Annotated in this window: 21 protein-coding genes and 1 riboswitch; of the genes, 4 read left to right on the top strand and 17 right to left on the bottom strand. The window is 44.4% G+C overall.

Annotated features, from left to right (window positions below; all coding sequences use genetic code 11):
* Positions 1-26: 26 nt before the first annotated feature.
* The 9 genes from DESOR_RS02620 to DESOR_RS02580 all read right to left on the bottom strand — a co-directional run bounded on the left by DESOR_RS02620 (position 27) and on the right by DESOR_RS02580 (position 7,060).
* Positions 27-569 (bottom strand): RsbRD N-terminal domain-containing protein, encoded by a 543-nt coding sequence (locus DESOR_RS02620; RefSeq protein ID WP_014183059.1) that lies wholly within the window; start codon positions 567-569, stop codon positions 27-29.
* A 107-nt stretch (positions 570-676) separates the two neighbouring features.
* Complete coding sequence (locus DESOR_RS02615; protein WP_014183058.1) at positions 677-1,327, bottom strand: amino acid ABC transporter permease; 651 nt, start codon at positions 1,325-1,327, stop codon at positions 677-679.
* Positions 1,324-1,995 (bottom strand): amino acid ABC transporter permease, encoded by a 672-nt coding sequence (locus DESOR_RS02610; protein WP_014183057.1) that lies wholly within the window; start codon positions 1,993-1,995, stop codon positions 1,324-1,326. The genes DESOR_RS02615 and DESOR_RS02610 overlap by 4 nt, the downstream gene beginning before the upstream one ends.
* On the bottom strand, positions 1,995-2,801 hold the full coding sequence (locus tag DESOR_RS02605; RefSeq protein WP_014183056.1) for a transporter substrate-binding domain-containing protein: 807 nt from the start codon (positions 2,799-2,801) through the stop codon (positions 1,995-1,997). The genes DESOR_RS02610 and DESOR_RS02605 overlap by 1 nt, the downstream gene beginning before the upstream one ends.
* 95 nt (positions 2,802-2,896) lie before the next feature.
* The gene (locus DESOR_RS02600; protein WP_014183055.1) at positions 2,897-3,622 is read right to left on the bottom strand and encodes an amino acid ABC transporter ATP-binding protein; all 726 of its coding nucleotides are present in this window, start codon (positions 3,620-3,622) and stop codon (positions 2,897-2,899) included.
* 411 nt (positions 3,623-4,033) lie between these two features.
* The gene (locus DESOR_RS02595) at positions 4,034-4,384 is read right to left on the bottom strand and encodes a type II toxin-antitoxin system PemK/MazF family toxin (protein ID WP_007778968.1); all 351 of its coding nucleotides are present in this window, start codon (positions 4,382-4,384) and stop codon (positions 4,034-4,036) included.
* Positions 4,381-4,659: a CopG family ribbon-helix-helix protein gene (locus tag DESOR_RS02590; RefSeq protein ID WP_014183054.1), complete on the bottom strand. Its 279-nt coding sequence runs from the start codon at positions 4,657-4,659 to the stop codon at positions 4,381-4,383. The genes DESOR_RS02595 and DESOR_RS02590 overlap by 4 nt, the downstream gene beginning before the upstream one ends.
* A 248-nt stretch (positions 4,660-4,907) precedes the next feature.
* Complete coding sequence (locus DESOR_RS02585; protein ID WP_014183053.1) at positions 4,908-5,660, bottom strand: type 1 glutamine amidotransferase; 753 nt, start codon at positions 5,658-5,660, stop codon at positions 4,908-4,910.
* Positions 5,657-7,060, bottom strand: coding sequence for a Mur ligase family protein (locus DESOR_RS02580; RefSeq protein ID WP_042331843.1), 1,404 nt, complete (start codon positions 7,058-7,060; stop codon positions 5,657-5,659). The genes DESOR_RS02585 and DESOR_RS02580 overlap by 4 nt, the downstream gene beginning before the upstream one ends.
* A 385-nt stretch (positions 7,061-7,445) precedes the next feature.
* Here DESOR_RS02580 and DESOR_RS02575 point away from each other — a divergent pair, with 385 nt between their 5' ends.
* Positions 7,446-8,252 (top strand): undecaprenyl-diphosphate phosphatase, encoded by an 807-nt coding sequence (locus tag DESOR_RS02575; protein WP_014183051.1) that lies wholly within the window; start codon positions 7,446-7,448, stop codon positions 8,250-8,252.
* A gap of 128 nt (positions 8,253-8,380) precedes the next feature.
* Here the strand turns inward: DESOR_RS02575 and DESOR_RS02570 are convergent, their stop codons facing one another.
* From DESOR_RS02570 to DESOR_RS02550, 5 genes are all read right to left on the bottom strand, one after another.
* Positions 8,381-8,638 carry a hypothetical protein gene (locus DESOR_RS02570; protein WP_014183050.1) on the bottom strand — a complete coding sequence of 86 codons (258 nt, stop codon included), beginning with the start codon at positions 8,636-8,638 and terminating at the stop codon, positions 8,381-8,383.
* Between the two features lie 64 nt (positions 8,639-8,702).
* Positions 8,703-9,827: an alanine racemase gene (gene alr / locus DESOR_RS02565; protein ID WP_014183049.1), complete on the bottom strand. Its 1,125-nt coding sequence runs from the start codon at positions 9,825-9,827 to the stop codon at positions 8,703-8,705.
* Between the two features lie 21 nt (positions 9,828-9,848).
* The gene (locus DESOR_RS02560; protein WP_014183048.1) at positions 9,849-11,420 is read right to left on the bottom strand and encodes a bifunctional ADP-dependent NAD(P)H-hydrate dehydratase/NAD(P)H-hydrate epimerase; all 1,572 of its coding nucleotides are present in this window, start codon (positions 11,418-11,420) and stop codon (positions 9,849-9,851) included.
* A 26-nt stretch (positions 11,421-11,446) separates the two neighbouring features.
* Positions 11,447-11,803, bottom strand: coding sequence for a holo-ACP synthase (acpS, locus tag DESOR_RS02555; protein WP_014183047.1), 357 nt, complete (start codon positions 11,801-11,803; stop codon positions 11,447-11,449).
* Between the two features lie 14 nt (positions 11,804-11,817).
* On the bottom strand, positions 11,818-12,423 hold the full coding sequence (locus DESOR_RS02550; protein ID WP_014183046.1) for a GntR family transcriptional regulator: 606 nt from the start codon (positions 12,421-12,423) through the stop codon (positions 11,818-11,820).
* Positions 12,424-12,534: 111 nt separating this feature from the next.
* A riboswitch (cyclic di-AMP (ydaO/yuaA leader) is annotated at positions 12,535-12,663 on the top strand.
* Between the two features lie 154 nt (positions 12,664-12,817).
* On the opposite strand from DESOR_RS02550, the gene eam reads away from it, so the two are divergent.
* Together eam and DESOR_RS02540 are read left to right on the top strand one after the other, a co-directional pair.
* The gene (eam, locus tag DESOR_RS02545; RefSeq protein WP_014183045.1) at positions 12,818-14,068 is read left to right on the top strand and encodes a glutamate 2,3-aminomutase; all 1,251 of its coding nucleotides are present in this window, start codon (positions 12,818-12,820) and stop codon (positions 14,066-14,068) included.
* A 29-nt stretch (positions 14,069-14,097) separates the two neighbouring features.
* Complete coding sequence (locus DESOR_RS02540; protein ID WP_014183044.1) at positions 14,098-14,283, top strand: hypothetical protein; 186 nt, start codon at positions 14,098-14,100, stop codon at positions 14,281-14,283.
* Between the two features lie 32 nt (positions 14,284-14,315).
* On the opposite strand, the gene mnmL is transcribed toward DESOR_RS02540, so the two are convergent.
* Positions 14,316-15,245 carry a tRNA modification radical SAM protein MnmL/YtqA gene (mnmL, locus tag DESOR_RS02535; protein WP_014183043.1) on the bottom strand — a complete coding sequence of 310 codons (930 nt, stop codon included), beginning with the start codon at positions 15,243-15,245 and terminating at the stop codon, positions 14,316-14,318.
* 145 nt (positions 15,246-15,390) lie between these two features.
* On the opposite strand from mnmL, the gene DESOR_RS02530 reads away from it, so the two are divergent.
* Complete coding sequence (locus tag DESOR_RS02530; RefSeq protein ID WP_014183042.1) at positions 15,391-16,389, top strand: 1-aminocyclopropane-1-carboxylate deaminase/D-cysteine desulfhydrase; 999 nt, start codon at positions 15,391-15,393, stop codon at positions 16,387-16,389.
* A 23-nt stretch (positions 16,390-16,412) separates the two neighbouring features.
* On the opposite strand, the gene DESOR_RS02525 is transcribed toward DESOR_RS02530, so the two are convergent.
* Both DESOR_RS02525 and DESOR_RS02520 read right to left on the bottom strand, forming a co-directional pair.
* Positions 16,413-17,603 carry a DVU0298 family protein gene (locus DESOR_RS02525; protein ID WP_014183041.1) on the bottom strand — a complete coding sequence of 397 codons (1,191 nt, stop codon included), beginning with the start codon at positions 17,601-17,603 and terminating at the stop codon, positions 16,413-16,415.
* Positions 17,604-17,828: 225 nt separating this feature from the next.
* Complete coding sequence (locus tag DESOR_RS02520) at positions 17,829-18,044, bottom strand: tautomerase family protein (protein WP_014183040.1); 216 nt, start codon at positions 18,042-18,044, stop codon at positions 17,829-17,831.
* Positions 18,045-18,088: the final 44 nt, after the last annotated feature.

Raw genomic sequence — 18,088 nt, 5'->3', positions numbered from 1 at the left:
ATCACACATCCCTCTTTCTGTTTCTTCTATTCTAAGTTCTCAGACTCAGTGTCCTCTGACGGAATTTCCGACATCAAATTGGCCCTTTTCAAAAGTCCAAATGTCATTCGTTTTAGTTCAGCCGTCCTCAGCTCAAAAAGCTGTTCACGATACTTTAAATAAATATTAAAGGCATAAAGAGCCAGCTCATCGATTTTCCCTTCGAACCCTATGAACTCTTCATATAATTGATTCTCTTTGATGTCTTTTCCCAATTCTTCGCGAACTACAGTTTTAAGAACAAATATGAAACTCAAAGCCTGAGCCGGCGTAAAATTCTGGACTGCTCGAACCTTGATAATATCATCAAGGACGGTGGTCATCCCTTCCTGTAACTCTGTCCCGGCAATAAGGGCCTCAAATATACTATTTATCCCCTCAGAAAAGGTATGCCCTACCGGATTCCTGAATTGGTCTTTTTGACTTTTTAGAAACCCCGATGTATCGGCAGCATAAGTTGCCATGATGGCTTCAAACCACCTGTTAAGGATTATAGATTTTTGGGTTTCTAAGAGATCTCTTAAGGTCATGTTATTTCCTCGCTCATTAAAAAAGGATTCTCCAATGGTAGTATTCGCATAAACTAATCCGAATATGTAAAAACGACCCCTCAAGGGGGTCGTCTCGTCTCAAATCATTAATAGCTTTGATATATCATCTTTAGTTGCTGCCGTCGAGCGATAACTGACAGAGCATAATTTAAAACAAAATAAGTGGAGGCAATCATTCCGAATATCGCAAAAAACTGAGAGGTTGAACCGTACTGTCCTAAAATAATCATGCCTTTACCCGTAAGGTCTTCAACGCCCACAACCCAGACAAAGGATGTATCCTTTATGACCGTTATGAACTGAGATACTAAAGGAGGAATCATCTTCTGCATAGCTTGAGGCAAAATAATATGCAATAAGGTCTGCTGATAGGAAAATCCCTGAGATTTCGCAGCTTCCCATTGTCCTTTGTCAATGGAGTTCAAACCGCCCCTGACAATTTCGGCAATGATAGCTGATGTAAAAACAGCAATGGCAACAATCCCAGAATTAATCGGCTTCAGTGTTGTCATAAAGCGAAAGATTAAGATGAAAAGGAGCATGGGGATATTTCTGACACACTCTACATATAGCGCTGCAATTCTGCCCAGAATAGGCTGCCTGGAGTAACGAGCAATACCCAAGAGCGTACCGAAAACAAAGCTAAGCAGAATTGCCATGAGTGCAATATATAAAGTGGTTAATAGGCCCTGACCAAGAAAACGTATGAGTTCCGGTTTAAAGACTTCTTGAATCATGGCGCCACCCCCATCTTAGCTTCTAAACGCCGTGTCAGCAACGCTAAAGGCAAACAAAGAATAAGATAGAGCAAGCCGACAGTGACATAAGCTGGCCCATAGTAGATATTTCCACTTGACCAAGAGTCCGCTCGATACATGAGGTCCCCGCCGGCAACCATAGCCAATACAGAAGTGTTTTTAATAAGATTGACGGCTTGATTGGTAAGAGGCGGTAAAACAACACGGGACGCTTGCGGCAAAATAATATGCCGCATAGCTCCCCAAAAAGTGAATCCCTGTGATAAAGCTGCCTCCATCTGCCCTCTGTGGATGGAGTTAATACCCGCTCTAACCACTTCAGCAACATAAGCCCCATGATACACACCGACTCCTAAAACTCCGACAGCGAAGATAGGTATCATAATTCCCATGTGCGGCAAGCCATTATATAGGAATAAAACTTGAATAACCAAAGGAGTATTCTGAATAAATTCAACGTAGATACGACTCACAACTTTGGCCAGTTTCCACTGAGAGGCTCCAAGTACCCCAAACACTATACCCAAAGCAAGGGCCAGAGCAAGAGATAGAATAGCCACTAAAATTGTGGTTTTGAAACCCTCAGCAAATACTGTCCAATCGCTGAAAAGCGCTTCCCATTTAAACCAGGCAAAAGGTCCGACCACTATTTGAGACCCCACTTTTGGACCAATTTATCGAGCTCTCCGGATGATTTCATTTCGCCAATGGTGTCATTGACTAATTTCGCTAATCCGTCATTACCCATTTTTGAAGCCACACCGTAATCCTGCGGGCTGAAGCTATCATCTAAAATAGCTGTTGTATCATCTAAGTAACCAAAGAGAATAGAACCGTCCACGGAGAAACAATCGACACGGCCGGAATCCAAGGCTGCTTTAATTTCCGGATAGGTGCTGAACTCCAGGAAGTCAACTTTTACTCCGATTTTATCAGCTGCTTCTTGAATAGCTTTTTTACTGGTAGCACTTTGGGCTACGCCAATCTTTTTACCGTCTAAATCTTTAAGACTTTTAATCCCGGAATCTTTTTTAACCATGAGTTTTACGCCATCTGTAAAGTAAGGATCAGAGAAGTTGTAGCTTTTTTTGCGTTCTTCTGTAATTGTAAAGGTAGCGATAACCAGATCCACATCCCCACTGTCAAGCAAAGGTCCCCGTGTCTTAGCGGTAACTGCTGTCGGTTCAATTTTTTCTTCCCCAAAAATCTTTTTGGAGACAGCTTTAGCTAAATCGATTTCCAGTCCGTCGATCTCTCCTGTCTTGGGATCTTTATAGCCAAAATTAGGAACATCCACTTTAACTCCTACTTTTAGGACCCCTCGATCTTTAATAGCCTGAACATCTGCAGGCTCGCCGCTGCTGCTTTTTTCAGGTGCCGGAGTAGAACCGCATCCTGTGACCAAGCCGGCAACTAACAGTAGGCTTGAAAGAATCATTCCAATTTTCTTCATAATATTTCCCCCTCTTTATTTTTTTGACGCAGGCAAGCTGCGCATTCCCCCTTGACTACCTTTGAAAAACCACCAAAAAATAAACCGAATTAAAATCAGCGTAAAATTCGGCTTAAGAATGACTTAGTCCGTTCATGGGTAGGATTTGCAAAAAAGCGTTCAGGAGAATTTTCTTCAACAATTTGTCCATCATCCATGAAAATAACTCGATCAGCGACGGTTTTAGCAAACCCCATCTCATGGGTGACAACAACCATGGTAATTCCTTCATGAGCTAAATCAACCATAACATCTAGAACTTCCTGGATCATTTCCGGGTCTAAAGCCGAGGTCGGTTCATCAAAAAGCATAATCTTAGGACGCATCGTCAAGGCTCTGGCAATGGCTACACGTTGCTGCTGCCCACCGGAAAGCTGCGTCGGATAAACATTGGCTTTTTCTTTTAGCCCAACCCGTTCTAAATAAGCCAAGCCATCCTTCTCAGCTTCTGCCTGAGGTATCTTCTTAATCAGGATAGGAGCCAAGGTTAAGTTCTCCAGAACTGTCTTATGTGGGTATAAGTTAAATTGCTGGAAGACCATGGCTACCGACTGGCGAACTTTAGCTACCGAAGCCTTCTGAGCAGTTATTTCTACTCCATCCACTGTTATCTTTCCCGAGCTAGGCTTTTCCAAGAGGTTCATACAGCGGATTAATGTACTCTTGCCTGATCCACTGGGGCCGATGACCACTAGTTTTTCTCCAGACTTTACCGTTAAATTAATATCTTTTAAGACATGTAAATGACCAAAATGTTTATTTACCCCTTCTAATTGAATCAAGCGGTTTCTCCTTCCATTCTTCTATTTCTTCCCATAAACGACCCTTAATTTATGCAATTATGTATACTTTATTCGCCTGAAGCTTAAAAATTCCTCTCTTATATTCTAATGAATAATGTATACATAATTTGCAATTGACAATACTCTGCTCTGCCTCTAAACTAAGAGGTGAGCTGACATTGAGATCGCACAGAAGGTGCGGCATCAAATCGGAACGTCACCTGCTATGGAACTCATGTATTCAATGGATTATATATCCATAAGATGCGTGAGTGCGGGTGAATCCGCAAAAAAAGGACGACATTAGTCGTCTTTTTTCATTTCTTACCGGTATGTCATAGAGGTGTTGGCACATAAAAAACAGCGTCGGTTCCGGTATCCGTTACGCTGCCTCTTTATGATAGACAATTATTAAATATCCGCTAGCCCTAGGCTAATTTCTATCGCTTGATCTACTCTCAACATTACTTCTTCATCCAATACGGCAACTTTTTCCTTAAGCCTGCTTTTATCAATGGTTCTGATTTGTTCCGTAAGAATGACAGAATCCCGTTCTAATCCGCTTCGTTTAGCTCTTACCTCCACGTGAGTCGGCAACTTCGCCTTTGCAATCTGTGAAGTGATGGCAGCTATAATTGTCGTTGGACTAAATTGATTCCCTATGTCGTTTTGGATCACGAGGACGGGACGAGTTCCTCCCTGTTCTGAGCCAACTACAGGATTAAGCTCAGCGTAATAGATTTCCCCGCGTTTTATCATCATCTCTGATATGCCACCATCGTTTCTTCGTAATACTCTAATACTTCTTGCTCAGTTGAAAACAATTCTCTGGCTATAGATAAATTCAGTTGCGCCATTTCTTGGTACCCCTTACGCATTTGCTCATGGATCCCTTTTTTCCGGCGTTCGTGAAGGATGCTATTCAATGCTTCTCGAATAAACTCACTGCGATTACGCTTCTCAACTGTGACGATCCCATCTACCTCCGCAAGCAAACTTTCTGGCAAACTGATCATTATTCGCTTACTTTCTGCCACATCAGCACCCCCAAGTCATTTAGCTAAAGCTATACTCTATTATAGACAGTAACCCAAAAAAGTGTCAACGAAATCATAAAGTAAATAGTCAGAAACCGCCGGAAAACAAGGTTATTTGCTCATGTAAATAATGGCAGAGACTTCTGCAGATAACATTTTTTTAAAAAGATTGTTCATTAATGATAGTATATCAGTATATCACTCTTGATATACTGATTTTTTGTAATTCTATCAACAGAGCATAGAAATTATCCATGTTTTAAAAGCCTCGTAACCATTGCCTGATGTGCCAGTACCTCCAAATGATCGTCTAGATCATTTAGATAGCCGTCGTCTCCTCGTCTTTTCAGAGCCAATTCCAGCAACAAATCAGCAAAATGAGGATTCTTCGGAAGAAGAGGTCCATGCAAATAGGTTCCAAAGACATTCAGATAGCGTACTCCTTCTCCGCTGTCCTCACCATTATTGCCATGACCGGATAAAACCTTGCCTAAAGGGCTGAGGCCTTCTCCTAAATACGTTTTGCCTGAGTGATTTTCAAATCCAACCAGTGACTTGATTTTTGAAGAAGGTATCCCCAGTGTCTCTTCATCAAGATTTACAACCACATTTCCAATCAGACGTTTTTCACCGCCTATTGTCCAAACATCCAAGATACCTAATCCTTCGATTCGCTGTCCATTCATCATTTGATAGTATTTCCCCAACATTTGATAACCGCCGCAAATAGATAGAACTACTAGACCATTATCAATAGCTTTGCCAAGATTATCTTCCCGGCGCATTAGATCTTCAACTAAAATACCTTGTTCACGATCAGACCCTCCGCCGATAAACAAAATATCCGCCCTTGTGAAATCTAAGTCTTCACCTAGGGAGACCCGTCGAATTTCGGTATCAATTCCCCTCCAGCGGCAGCGGGCCTCCAGGGCCAAAATATTGCCTCGATCTCCATAAAGATCCAACAAATCAGGATAAAGGTGGCAGATAGAAAGTTTCATGCCCTGGCCTCCTCTCCATGCTCTTTCCTTCCCGCCAGCTCCCTCGTACTTTTCTGACGACTATCCAGAATTTCCCTCAGGGGAAAGAGCAATGTGTATGTTGGTAAGATAAACCAAGCTTCTCCCTCGCCCCGATTTTCCTGAAGACCATTTATGGCCCCTGCCAAACTGTGTTCAATCACCAGTTTCTTAACGGCTACTCCGGCATATTTTAGCCTCAAAGCCATATCCTCTGCCCGCAGCCCCGTACAAATCACCTGCTCGATACGGTCATCGCAGCTGCCTAATCTTTCAAAATCCACATCCCACAGCCAAGAAATATCTCGGCCGTCGGCAGCTAAATCATTAATTCCGATGACAATCCTTAAGGGTTTAGCGACGCCAATCATAGTCTGAATAACTTGATTAAAACCTGTTGGATTTTTAACAAGAGTTAAGGTAGCCTCCCCTTGCGGCAAATAAAAACGCTCCATCCGTCCCGCTTGAGGGACAAACTCCCGCAGTCCTTTTTCAATAACCTTGTCCGGAATTTCCAACTCACGAGCAGCTGTTAAAGCCGCTAAGGCATTGTACAAATTATAATATCCCTGCAAAGCTATGGAAAACCCAGTCTTATCAACTCGGAATACCAGCATCCCTTCTTCAGAAGTGACATTCTGGGCTAATATTTTAGGTTCGGAACGATGGAACCCACACCCTGTGCACTGATAAATTCCTAATTGTCCGTAGTGAAATAAGGAATAGTCCAAAACTGTCCCACAGCTAGGGCAAAACCGGGCTTCCCGGGTTTCCTGACTCTCAACGCGGCTTTCCGGAGTTCGCTCAACTCCATAATAAATTGTCCGGCTGTGATTTTGACCAAATTGAGCCACTAAAGGGTCATCCGCATTGAGAACGAGAACCGTCGCATCACCAAGAGACTCTCTCACCATCCGAACCGTCGTATCCAATTCTCCATAGCGATCAAGCTGATCCCGAAAAAAGTTTGTAATAATGGCTAAACTAGGAGACAGTTGTTTACAGAACTTGGGGACGGTGGCTTCATCTACTTCCAATAAGGCTAAGCTCGCCCGAGCAGAACCACTCCAATGGGTATTCTGAATCAACGCTCCCGTGATACCGGTCACTAGATTGGCACCAGCTTGATTAAAAGCAAAGTCCTTCCCTGCCGCCCGTAAAATATTGGCAAGGAGATTTGCTGTCGTCGTCTTCCCATTGGTCCCGGTTACCATGATAATTCCATCATTATAGGCCATACTCAAATGCCCCATAATCTCAGGATCAATCCAGCTTGCAACCTTGCCGGGCAAGGTTGTTCCTTTTTTACCTGCCATCAATAGTCCTATGGTTAAGATTTTACCTGCCCATAAGGCAATCCAAAAACGCACTGTTCGCTTCATATTAACTCCTTCAATTCTTGTCTCATCCATTGTAGCATTCCTATAGGTATTATCAACCAAAATTCACTCAAAACAAACCTGTCTTTGTTATACTACTCAGAAAGTATAACCTAAAGATGTACACTTTCTGAAGCATAAGTGCAACTATGGCGGCTGCCTACGCCAAGGCTTGGCACCAGCCAAGTTTTCTAAATAACCTGGTTTATCCTACAACTTAACTTCTAGTTAGCTGGATTTGACGGCTTGTGTCGTTTCCTGACAATAAATATTGGTTTATCCTTCATTGACTAGCTGCTCAAAGCTATGGGATAATGAGTAAGTGCCAAACACCCGCATTAACTTCAATCCGATTAGATAAAATTTAGAAATGAGATGAGATTTTGCTATGAACGATTTTGTCAGCGCCTTGATTCTGGGGATCGTAGAAGGAATCACAGAATTTCTGCCTATCTCTTCTACAGGACACTTGATCATCGTCAATCAGTTTGTTGGTTTCACAGAACAATTCGCCAAGATGTTTGATGTCGTCATTCAACTGGGAGCGATTCTATCTGTGGTTGTTTATTTTCGGCACAGGCTCATACCCTTCGGAAATATGAAATCCTCAAACAATCAAAGAATATTTGAGCTCTGGAAAAAAACCATCGTTGGAGTTGTCCCCGCTCTGGGGATTGGCTATCTGGCAGCGGATTACATAGAAGAGCGATTGTTTAATACCACCGTTGTAGCCCTGGCACTGATTATAGGCGGCATCATCCTGCTTTTAATCGAAGGACGCAGACATGCCTTTAAAATCAAATCCATAGAACAATTGTCTTACCGGACCGCTTTTTCCATTGGGATTATCCAGTGCTTAGCCATGATTCCGGGAACCTCACGTTCAGCCTCAACCATTATCGGGGCTATGTTATTGGGTGCCTCTCGTGTTGTTGCTGCCGAGTTTTCCTTCTTTTTGGCAATCCCCACTATGGTCGCTGCTTCTGGTTATACCTTATTAAAAAACGGGCTGCTCCTCACACCCCATGAGTTTCTCATCGTAGGATTTGGATTTATAGTATCCTTTATTGTTGCTTGGTTAGTTATTGCCGGATTCATGAGCTATGTCAGCAGAAAAGATTTTAAGCCCTTTGGTTATTACCGGATTTTGCTTGGGATTGTTGTTCTTGTTTACTTTAGCTTATTTGCGGCTTAATTAATGATATTTGACAACTCAGAACCCCCTCCAGAATCATCTGTAAGGGGGTTCATGTATTTACTTCTTTGCTTGGTGGAACATTTGGTCACATAACGACGATACTTATTAAATCTTATAGGAACGAATCAAAAAGCTTTAAACCCATTGATACTTTTATTAACCACTAAATCAAGGATAGGTCCCAGCACAAAACTCAAAAAGAGTCTGAATCCCTCGGCTAATACTAAGGTCACGCCGATACGCAGCAAATAACGCCCCCAGCGGGATGTTGAACGCTGTAAGATCCCATCATAATCAAGAGCTCCTGCAGCACCCCAACCGAGCACCAAGCAAATAATGAAAAATGCATAACCTATCACTGTGGTTAGATCAAACATAGCCATGGCACTTCCCCCTTGCCACAACTTATGAGGCCAAGGGTTTTTTTATGTCTGTGCAAGGTTATATTTAATTTCCTTCCGCTGGCTCAATATAGATGCGGGGAACTCTCTTAGAAATCCCACAAACCACTTCATAACTAATTGTCTCTATCCAGTCCGCCATTTCTGTGGCTGTCAGTTGTTCATGACCATCTCTTCCTAAAATAGTTACAAGATCGCCAACCTTGACTTCCGGTATCTTGGTCACTTCCAACATGGTCTGGTCCATGCAGATCCGGCCAATGATGGTTGAGCGCCTCCCATGAATTAGTACCTCCCCTTGATTGGAAAGGGCTCTGCGCAAGCCATCGGCATACCCCACCGGGATAGTCGCCACCTTGGTTGTGTAAGCAGCCTGAAAAGTGCGGCCATAACTTACAGTCTCACCCTTACTAATACTTTTAACATGAGTTACTCTTGCTTTCCAAGACATTACCGGTTCTAAGCCCACCTCTCCGCCGATTTGAGCAGATGGCGTAAGTCCATAAAGGCTAATGCCTAAGCGTACCAGCTCAAAATGAGATTCTGGAAATTGAATAATTGCGGCGCTATTAGCCGCATGGCGAATAGGAATAGTAAGTCCCTTCATCTTAAGCTCGTCGCAAAATGACTCGAAAGCCTTTAGCTGTCTTCGGGCAAAGGTCAAATCCTTTTGATCCGCCGTGGCAAAGTGTGTAAAGATTCCTTCTATTAATAAGTTAGGCAGATTGGCAATTTTAAGAACCTCAGCTTCCTCACCTGGGCGAAATCCGATTCTCCCCATCCCTGTATCTACTTTAATATGTAGTTTCGCTGTTTTCTTGAAGCGCACAGCAGCATCAGAGAGGGCCTTTGCTTGTTCTAATGAAAAAATCCCAGGAATGATTTCTTTCTTAACCAGAGTATCCGACTCCTGGGGATCGGTAGCACCAATAACCATAACACTAACATCAGGAAAAATTGCTTTAATTTCAAGAGCTTCTTCCAAGAGAGCAACACCAAACCGCTTTGCGCCACAGGCAATGAGTGTTTTTACTACAGGAATCGCTCCATGTCCGTAAGCATCTGCCTTGACAATCGGCATAATTTCACGTTGGGTATATGTTTTGAGCTTAAAGTAGTTTTCTCTTAAGGTCTGCAAATTCACCTCAGCCCAAACCGGTCTGCCCCCCATAGTACAATCCCTTCTTTCTCCTTAACCCTTTAATTCCAAGGCACGCCGAACTTTCGGCAATTGATCAGCCACTTCTGAAGCCGTAAATCCGGACCACCCGTATTCATTAGCCAGCTCGTCGGCGGCTTTCCCATGCAGATACACTCCCAGACACGCTGCTTCCAGGGCTTGCACCCCTTGAGCTAGCCAAGCAAGAATACTCCCCGTCAGAACATCCCCTGTCCCTCCTGTACCAAGTCCGGGATTTCCTGTCGGGTTAAAAAACGCTCTTCCGTCCGGCGAAGCAATAATCGTAACAGAGCCTTTTAAGACAACCACTGCTTCCCACTCAACGGCTTTACTCACCGCAATATCTAAACGATTGCTTTCAATCTCCTCCACACTGCATTGACAAAGCCTTGCCATTTCTCCAGGATGAGGAGTGAGAATCAAAGGCCCCCGGCCATTCCTTAATTTCAGAAGACTCGTCTCCAGGGCCACCAGATTAAGAGCATCAGCATCCAAAAGGACAGGACAGCTGAGATTTTTTAATATTTCTTCTAAGACTGGAACAAAGTCGATATTTTGAGCTAAGCCCGGCCCCACCGCTAAAGCTTGTGCCTTTTCAGCTTGGCGTAAGATTACCGGCCAAGCTTCTTCATTCAAAACCTCATCCCCGGGAGCCGCCCAAACCGTTGCCTCTGTGACATTGGCGTCCACTTCTTTGGCAATCCCCTGTGGACATACTATTTGCAATAGGCCGATCCCGCTTCGCAAAGCCCCCCTGCCGGCCAAAACAGAGGCCCCGCTCATTCCTTTTGACCCGGCGACTAAAATCCCTTTACCATGAGTTCCCTTATGACCTTTTAAACGGCGTACAGGAAGTATCCCCCGTACATTGTTATCCATTAATACAAAGGTAGAAATTCCTTCATCCACTAAATAGGACTCAGGAATAGAGATTGGATCGACCACAACCCGCCCGCAGTATTCCGGACCTTCGCCCAGAAAGAGCCCCCACTTGGGAAGTCCAAAAGTAACCGTTGCCTGGGCCCGAACCGCTGTGCGATACACTTTACCCGTGTTAGCCTCAACTCCGCTGGGAATATCAATAGAAACCACCCATCCCGGCGCATTGTTAACTTCTTCCACATATTCTTCAATTAACCCCGGCAAAGCTCCGCGCATGCCGATCCCAAACAGAGCATCCACGACAACTTCCGCTTGGGCTAAAGCCAGACGGGTTAAACGCCGCTGCTTTTCCCCTTTAATCACAAACAGTTTGCCCTCAGTTCCCTGATAAAGGCGCAAATTAATGGCTGCATCTCCTTTATAGTCCTCGGGTGCAGCAAATAGTAAAACGGTAACATCCATACCTTGAAATACTAAATGCCTGGCAACGGCCAACCCGTCGCCGCCATTATTTCCTTTCCCAACCAAAATCACTGCTTTGCGGCCGTTTACACGTTCATTTCCGTTTTTGGGGAGACAGCGCCGAATCTCTTCGACCACTGCCCAAGCTGCATTTTCCATGAGAAGCAAACTTGGAATACCATAATGATGAATGGCCTTTTCTTCAATCTGCCGCATCTGTTCGGCGTTAACCACACGCACTTTTCCCCACCTCGGTTTCTCTATAGTTACGTTAATATTGCAAAAGCCATCGCTTGGGTTCGATTATGTGATAGACTTACACGAACTTGAGATCCGCCTCTAACACTTACTTTAGCCATAGCTCTTGAGCTTAGATAAACTATTGGCTCCCCGCTGGGATTTGTCAATATCTCTATATCATGCCAGGATAACCCTGGCAGTTCTGAACCCAAGGTCTTTAAAATTGCCTCTTTCCCCGCAAAACGAGCGGCATAACTCTGAACAGCTTTTCCCTTCAAAGCCTTACACTCGCGTTCTGTGAACAAACGCTCAACAAGCTTTGGCTGTCGTTTAAAAGCCTGCTCTACCCGTTCAATTTCAATAACGTCAACTCCCGGATACATATCCCTGCTCCATCCTATTTTAGCATTGCCCTAAGTTTCTGTTGTCCCTCTGCGGAACCGGCAACCAGCAAAACATCTTCTGCCTGCAGAACAAGAGAAGCATCCGGCGAAAACTGTTCAAGACCATTTCTGACCACTGCTACAATAGTAGTTCCCGTACACTCCCGTACTTTTAAATCCCGCAATGTCTTGCCGATAGCAGGGGATGACTTGCCAATTTCGATCTCGCCCACGTCCATCCAGCGAGATACTAAACGATCTGTATAACCTAGGAATTTGTTGAGATGACTTTCAATTTTCAAGTCAATTTCCCGTCTTTGATCCATCAGCTTTTTAAGATCTTCAACAAAAACCTGAATTTCTCCTTTTTGATCAAAGGATTTAACGAACTTTTCTGCCATCGCTTTAGATGTTACGGTAATCCCAACTCCTTGGCTGACTACAACCACACCGACTGTTTGCAAAACTGCGATGGCCCGGCGAATCGTTTCTGGAGAAACATTATACCGTCCTGCTAACGTCGAACGGCCATGAATTTTTACCCCCTCATGATATTCTCCCATCATAATTGCGTGGGCTATATCAAGGGCAATTTCTTGATACCGAGCCTTTTCCAACATTTTCAACCCCTTAACCATTTGTTCTATTATAACATAGCCAAATCTAAGTGACATCATGCTCTTGACAGGTAACAACTCTTATGATAATATAAGGTTGTCAGTAGAATAGGTATTTATGCTTTGCTGAATTTCCAAAAGGAAAACGGGGGAACCAACTTTTGGGGTGAATCGCCAGACAGCGTAGAGCAGTTTTCAGCTCGAACCCGACAGCTAACCTCGTAAGCGTTGAAACACACGTTGGCGCGATATTTTGCGTATTTCTTTGGGAACCGACAATTTTGCTGGTTCTCTTTTGTTTTCAAAAGCTACTCGAAATACTCCCGCAGCAAACGAGACGATCACACACTAATAGGGCAACACTTTAAACTTTGGAAACAATAGAGGAGGGATTTTTATGGCTGTCGAACTCCAAGAACGTTCCGGTACATTTAGAGAATATGCACTGAAACGCGCAGCTGAGCTTAAACAAATGATTATTCCATATATAAACAATTCTCAAGCCATACCCACAGGATTTTCCCTTTCGGAAACCTTTCAAGCACGACGGGCGGATATCCTTAATTATTTTGGAGCTACCCTGGAAGACTGGGAAAACTGGCACTGGCAAATGACCCACAGGATCACAGATTCTCGCGACTTGGCAGCTCTGCTTCCCGGACTAACCCCCGACCAATGCCGGGAAATTGAGCACGTGGGAAAAAGCTATCGTTGGGCCGTATCACCATATTATCTAAGTTTAATGAGTGACACGGATTCCCTTGGTCCCATTAGGCTCCAGGGTTTACCTACCCTAGCCGAACTTGATGAAGATTTCGGTGAGGAAGATCCTATGGGAGAAGGGATTACATCTCCCGCACCTAGCATAACTCGCCGCTACCCTGACCGTTTAATTATTAATGTCACAAATATGTGCGGCATGTATTGCCGACACTGCCAGCGCAGGCGCAATATCGGCGAAACGGATACTCATTCGCCGCACAATCAACTTAAAGCAGCCCTGGATTATATTCGGGCCAACCCCGAAATTCGTGACGTTTTAGTAACCGGCGGGGACGCCTTGCTTCTTAGCGATCTTACTCTAGACTGGCTTTTGGGCGAACTGCATTCTATTCCTCATGTAGAAATCAAGCGCATTGGCACAAGAGCTCCGGTAACCCTTCCTATGAGAATTACAGATGAGTTATGTGCAATACTGGCGAAATACCCGCCTATCTACATTAACACGCAGTTCAACCATCCCAAAGAAGTTACCGAAGATGCTAAAAAAGCGGCTGACAAACTGATTGCAGCCGGAGTGGTACTGGGCAATCAAGCGGTACTGCTCAAAGGCATAAATCACCAACCAGAAATTATGAAAAAGCTTAATCAGGAACTGCTCAAGATCAGAGTTCGCCCTTACTATATTTTCCATGCCAAAAATGTCAAAGGTACTCGCCACTTTGTTCCTCGCATCCAAGACGGCCTCGCCGTTATGGATAAGCTGCGGGGGTATACTTCCGGGCTCGCAGTGCCAACCTATATTATAAATGCCCCTAAGGGCGGAGGCAAGACACCGATTTTGCCTCAATACCTGGTATCTCTTGACGAGAATAAAGCTCTCTTACGTACCTGGGAAGGAAAACTTGTCCAGTACGAAACACCATAAATAATTTATTCGAGAGGGGTGAGTGCAATATGACGGAACGACTTAACAACGAGCAGATAGCTCAACGTATTATTGACAACAATTCGGATATCAAGCGTTACTTGAATTTAGCACCTGGTTTTAAGCTCACGCCGCCCCAGCCTAAACCTGCCAACACTAATAATAATTTACCCATGCCTTATACTGTGTTTCCAAGGCCTAATCTTAGGCCATAACCTTCTTCTCCTTCTCTTTCTATTTAGCGATCTTACAAGGTCGCTTTTTTCTTTGCTCTCTTCCCTTGCCAGGTATCTCGTCTCATCAGCTCGGCGTCAATGGCATTAAGAACTTCCCACTTTTTTCGACTCCAAAGAGGTCCTACCAGATCATCGGGAGGGCCATCACCTGTAAGTCTATGAATAACCATCTCAGCAGGCAAAATCTCTAGGATATCCACAACAAGGTTAACATAGCCTTCCTTAGTCATCAGCTCAAAAGGTTCCCGCTCAAACATCCCAGCTAAGGGAGTTCCCTTTAAAACATGGAGCAGATGGATTTTCACCCCTTGAATTGGCAGTTCGGCAATAGCTTGAGCGGTTTCCAGCATGTCGTCACGGGATTCTCCGGGAAGCCCCAAAATAATGTGAGCACAAACCTGTAGTTCCCTGCGCCTCAATTCATGGACGGCCCTAAGGAATTGAGAGTAATCATGGCCTCTCCCGATCCATTCCATGGTCCGTTCATGGATACTTTGCAAGCCCAGTTCCAGCCACAAATAGGTACGCCGGTTCAGCTCCTCAAGATAAGCCAAGACATCTTCCGGCAAGCAGTCCGGCCTGGTTGAAATGGATAGCCCTACGACGTCATCCTCTGCCAAAGCTGCTTCATAGACTTCCCTCAAGCGCCGGACAGGAGCGTAAGTATTGGTATAGGCTTGAAAATAAGCTATGTACTTAGCAGCCGGCCATTTTTTCTTCATCCGTTCCTTGACTTCAATAAATTGCTCGTGGATAGATAAGGTCTGATCTCCCGCAAAATCTCCGGATCCCCGCTCACTGCAATAAATGCATCCTTCCCAGCCCAGGGTTCCGTCCCGATTGGGACATGTGAATCCGGCATCCAGAGAAACCTTAAAGATTTTCTCCCTGAAACGCCGGCGCAAATGCTCATTAAATGTATGATATCTCTTCTTTTGCATAGTTCTCCCATTCTTCGCTTACAGAATTTTATGCGCTAATATTACCACATAGAGGTAGTATTGCAAAATCATCCCCTTCTAACAAGTTTGAAGAAGGGATTTTCTCTCTGCCGGTAGAAAAGATTAATTCTTAGGAGGTGTCAATGTGTATAATTTAATACTTAACAGTTTATCCCTGCCCTCGCGGATTCCTTTGCTGGATGGCCCTACTCCCCTGCAGAGAAGCCGCCTGGCTTGGGGAGATGATACATTATATTGGAAGCGGGATGATTTGACTCCCTTGGGCCTGGGCGGAAATAAACTGCGCAAGCTGGAATTCTTGGTTGCTGATGCTTTAAAGGAAAAGGCCGACCATATTATTACTTGCGGAGCTCCCCAGTCTAATCATGCCCGCCTGACTGCTGTCGTGTCGGCAATGTTCAGCCTTTCCTGTTCAATTGTTATCCCCGGAGAGACACCAAGCCAATGGAGCGGCAACCTTCTCTTAGATCGTTTAGCAGGAGCAGACATCATTCCTTGCGGGGATGAATCCCTTGAGCAAGAAATGCAGCGAGTTGCCTCTGAAATAAAATCTCAAGGCCGAAAACCTTATATAATCCCTCTTGGGGGATCCAATGTCCTCGGATCTTTAGGTTACTTCTTAGCCTTTTTTGAACTCCTTAAACAGGCAGAAGAGCAAGGATGGGTTCCCAGCACCCTCGTCTGCTCCGTTGGAAGTGCCGGAACTTTTGCAGGATTAGTTGCCGCCAATGCCCTGCTTCCACAACCCCTTCGCCTGTTGGGAGTTAATGTAGCGGAAGCAACGGATCGGCTTCAGCTTCAAACAACCAGACTCGCTGATGAACTATTAAATCTGCTGCACACTCCTCGCTCTTTGCCGCCATTTACTCTTAGTACAGATTTCGTGGGGCCGGGCTATGGCCAGCCCTCTCCAGCCTCTTCCAGCGTTCTTATTGAGTGCTTCCAAAGGGATGGGATTCTTTTTGATCCCGTCTATACCGCCAAAGGAGTAGCCGCAGTCAAAAATCTCATGGAACATAAAGATCGCCCATTCCCTGAGAACATCGTTTTCTGGCACACAGGCGGCGGACCTGCCATTTTTGATCCTCATTATTATACGGGGCTTCTGAACAATATCAGATAAACCCATACACCCATCATCGTATTTTACAAAGAAGGCTTCGATCCTTCAATTTCTAAAAGTCGCTGCTTAATGTCCAGACCTCCGGCATACCCGGTTAAATTTCCATTCTTGCCGATCACCCTATGACAGGGTACCACAATTCCTATAGGGTTACGATTGTTAGCCATTCCCACCGCTCTTTGCCCTTTGGGGTTGCCTACTCTGACAGCTATATCTTCATAACTGCGTGTCTCTCCATAAGGTATACGCAGGAGCTCTTGCCACACTTGACGTTGAAAGGGCGTTCCCACCTGATGGAGAGGGATGGTAAATTCTCTTCGTTTTCCAGCCAGATACTCTTTAAGCTGCTGGAGAACCTCACTGTTTGCTTCACGTTTTCTAATGAGGAAGCGGCCCGGGAACCACCGTCTGGACCATTGGCGCAGCTCCTCTTCCTCGTCATCTTTTGGGCCAACTCCCAGCCAGCATAGTCCCACCTCAGTAGAAGCAACGGTTAATTCTACCTTTTGATCCTTGATGGTTAACTCCTCCGAGCAAAAGACTATAGCCTGCATCTGCCAGAGCTCCTGAACAGAATATTGGACGAAATCCCCATCTTGATAGATTTCCATTATCTCTTGATCCTTTTTTAATTTTTCCTCTAATTCTTTAGGAACACTCCACTTTGGTCCTTGTTCACGATAAAATACAAAGTCCGAAGCAGACTTTCTCATCAGGGCATAAATCAGGGCAGCTAACCCCCGTGCCATGGGAGCTTCCCATTCCAGCACAGGTCTTATACGTTCTTCTAAAGGCTCCACTAAGTGCGGTGCTGTCTGAGCCAATTGGACTAATCCCCACAGTGCCCCGTCACTCAAGCTTTCATCAACCAGCAATCCTGACAGCATCCAATTGAAATGTCCGCATGTTTCCGGACAATGGGCCAGCAAACTCCCTATAGCTTCTGAAGCATTCCAAGCTGTTCCGCCCGATTCGTCGTTAAGCATCCAAAAATATCGTCTTACCAAATTTACAGCAAATGCAGGCTGTTCTTTTTCGATTTCTCGAAGTAAAAAGCCAAGACCTTCCACTGCCCTCCAAAAGATCAATCCATCTTTTACATAAATTCGAGTCATCAGCTGGCGATAGACATTTTTATGTTCTTTAGCCCAAATCTTAAGTTGATTCCAATCCCTGTTTTCTAAAACTTGTTCTACATCTCTTTTCGTAGGCATAGACACCCCTACTCTCTTTATATTTGTTTAATGATTCCTTTAAAATCAGCTTATTTTTATTTGTTCTTTATTAAGAATAATCTTATCACAAATTCAATGATCTGTGAACGCGTAAAACGATTAAAGGAGCCTGCCCTTCAACCACACATGGGAAAGAAGGCCAGGCTCCTTAAGCTGAAATGAAGAATATTTGGATGTTAGGGCAGCGCTATATAAGTACTCAGATCAATCCTTAATCTCTTTGTATTTTTCCCAATAGGCGATTTCTGTCAGCACTTCTCCACCGATACCCATGTTGCTGTACTCGTGTTCATCTAATGTAACGGTGAAAGCAGCCATAGGAATCCCTAAAGCTTGAGAAGCTGCTTGACTCATTCCATGAATTAGACTCCTCTTTTGATCCATGGTGAGAACAGGCCCATCAAAATTAATCATTGGCATTTACAAAGCACCTCCGCTAAATTCATGATTAAACTCTTATCTAA

Source organism: Desulfosporosinus orientis DSM 765 (assembly GCF_000235605.1).
In the GTDB taxonomy this organism is placed as follows: Bacteria; Bacillota; Desulfitobacteriia; order Desulfitobacteriales; family Desulfitobacteriaceae; genus Desulfosporosinus; species Desulfosporosinus orientis.
The sequence above is the reverse complement of the archived record's forward strand: the minus strand, read 5'-3'. Positions and strand labels throughout refer to the sequence as shown.

Coding starts and splice junctions, on each gene's coding strand:
- alr (WP_014183049.1), bottom strand. CDS start 9,827: ATGGGGGGCAGACCGGTTTGGGCTGAGGTGAATTTGCAGACCTTAAGA.
- DESOR_RS02525 (WP_014183041.1), bottom strand. CDS start 17,603: ATGCCTACGAAAAGAGATGTAGAACAAGTTTTAGAAAACAGGGATTGG.
- DESOR_RS02550 (WP_014183046.1), bottom strand. CDS start 12,423: ATGTTGGAAAAGGCTCGGTATCAAGAAATTGCCCTTGATATAGCCCAC.
- DESOR_RS02585 (WP_014183053.1), bottom strand. CDS start 5,660: ATGAAACTTTCTATCTGCCACCTTTATCCTGATTTGTTGGATCTTTAT.
- DESOR_RS02620 (WP_014183059.1), bottom strand. CDS start 569: ATGACCTTAAGAGATCTCTTAGAAACCCAAAAATCTATAATCCTTAAC.
- DESOR_RS02570 (WP_014183050.1), bottom strand. CDS start 8,638: ATGGCTATGTTTGATCTAACCACAGTGATAGGTTATGCATTTTTCATT.
- DESOR_RS02540 (WP_014183044.1), top strand. CDS start 14,098: ATGACGGAACGACTTAACAACGAGCAGATAGCTCAACGTATTATTGAC.
- mnmL (WP_014183043.1), bottom strand. CDS start 15,245: ATGCAAAAGAAGAGATATCATACATTTAATGAGCATTTGCGCCGGCGT.
- DESOR_RS02575 (WP_014183051.1), top strand. CDS start 7,446: ATGAACGATTTTGTCAGCGCCTTGATTCTGGGGATCGTAGAAGGAATC.
- eam (WP_014183045.1), top strand. CDS start 12,818: ATGGCTGTCGAACTCCAAGAACGTTCCGGTACATTTAGAGAATATGCA.
- DESOR_RS02605 (WP_014183056.1), bottom strand. CDS start 2,801: ATGAAGAAAATTGGAATGATTCTTTCAAGCCTACTGTTAGTTGCCGGC.
- DESOR_RS02580 (WP_042331843.1), bottom strand. CDS start 7,060: ATGAAGCGAACAGTGCGTTTTTGGATTGCCTTATGGGCAGGTAAAATC.
- acpS (WP_014183047.1), bottom strand. CDS start 11,803: ATGTATCCGGGAGTTGACGTTATTGAAATTGAACGGGTAGAGCAGGCT.
- DESOR_RS02520 (WP_014183040.1), bottom strand. CDS start 18,044: ATGCCAATGATTAATTTTGATGGGCCTGTTCTCACCATGGATCAAAAG.
- DESOR_RS02595 (WP_007778968.1), bottom strand. CDS start 4,384: ATGATGATAAAACGCGGGGAAATCTATTACGCTGAGCTTAATCCTGTA.
- DESOR_RS02615 (WP_014183058.1), bottom strand. CDS start 1,327: ATGATTCAAGAAGTCTTTAAACCGGAACTCATACGTTTTCTTGGTCAG.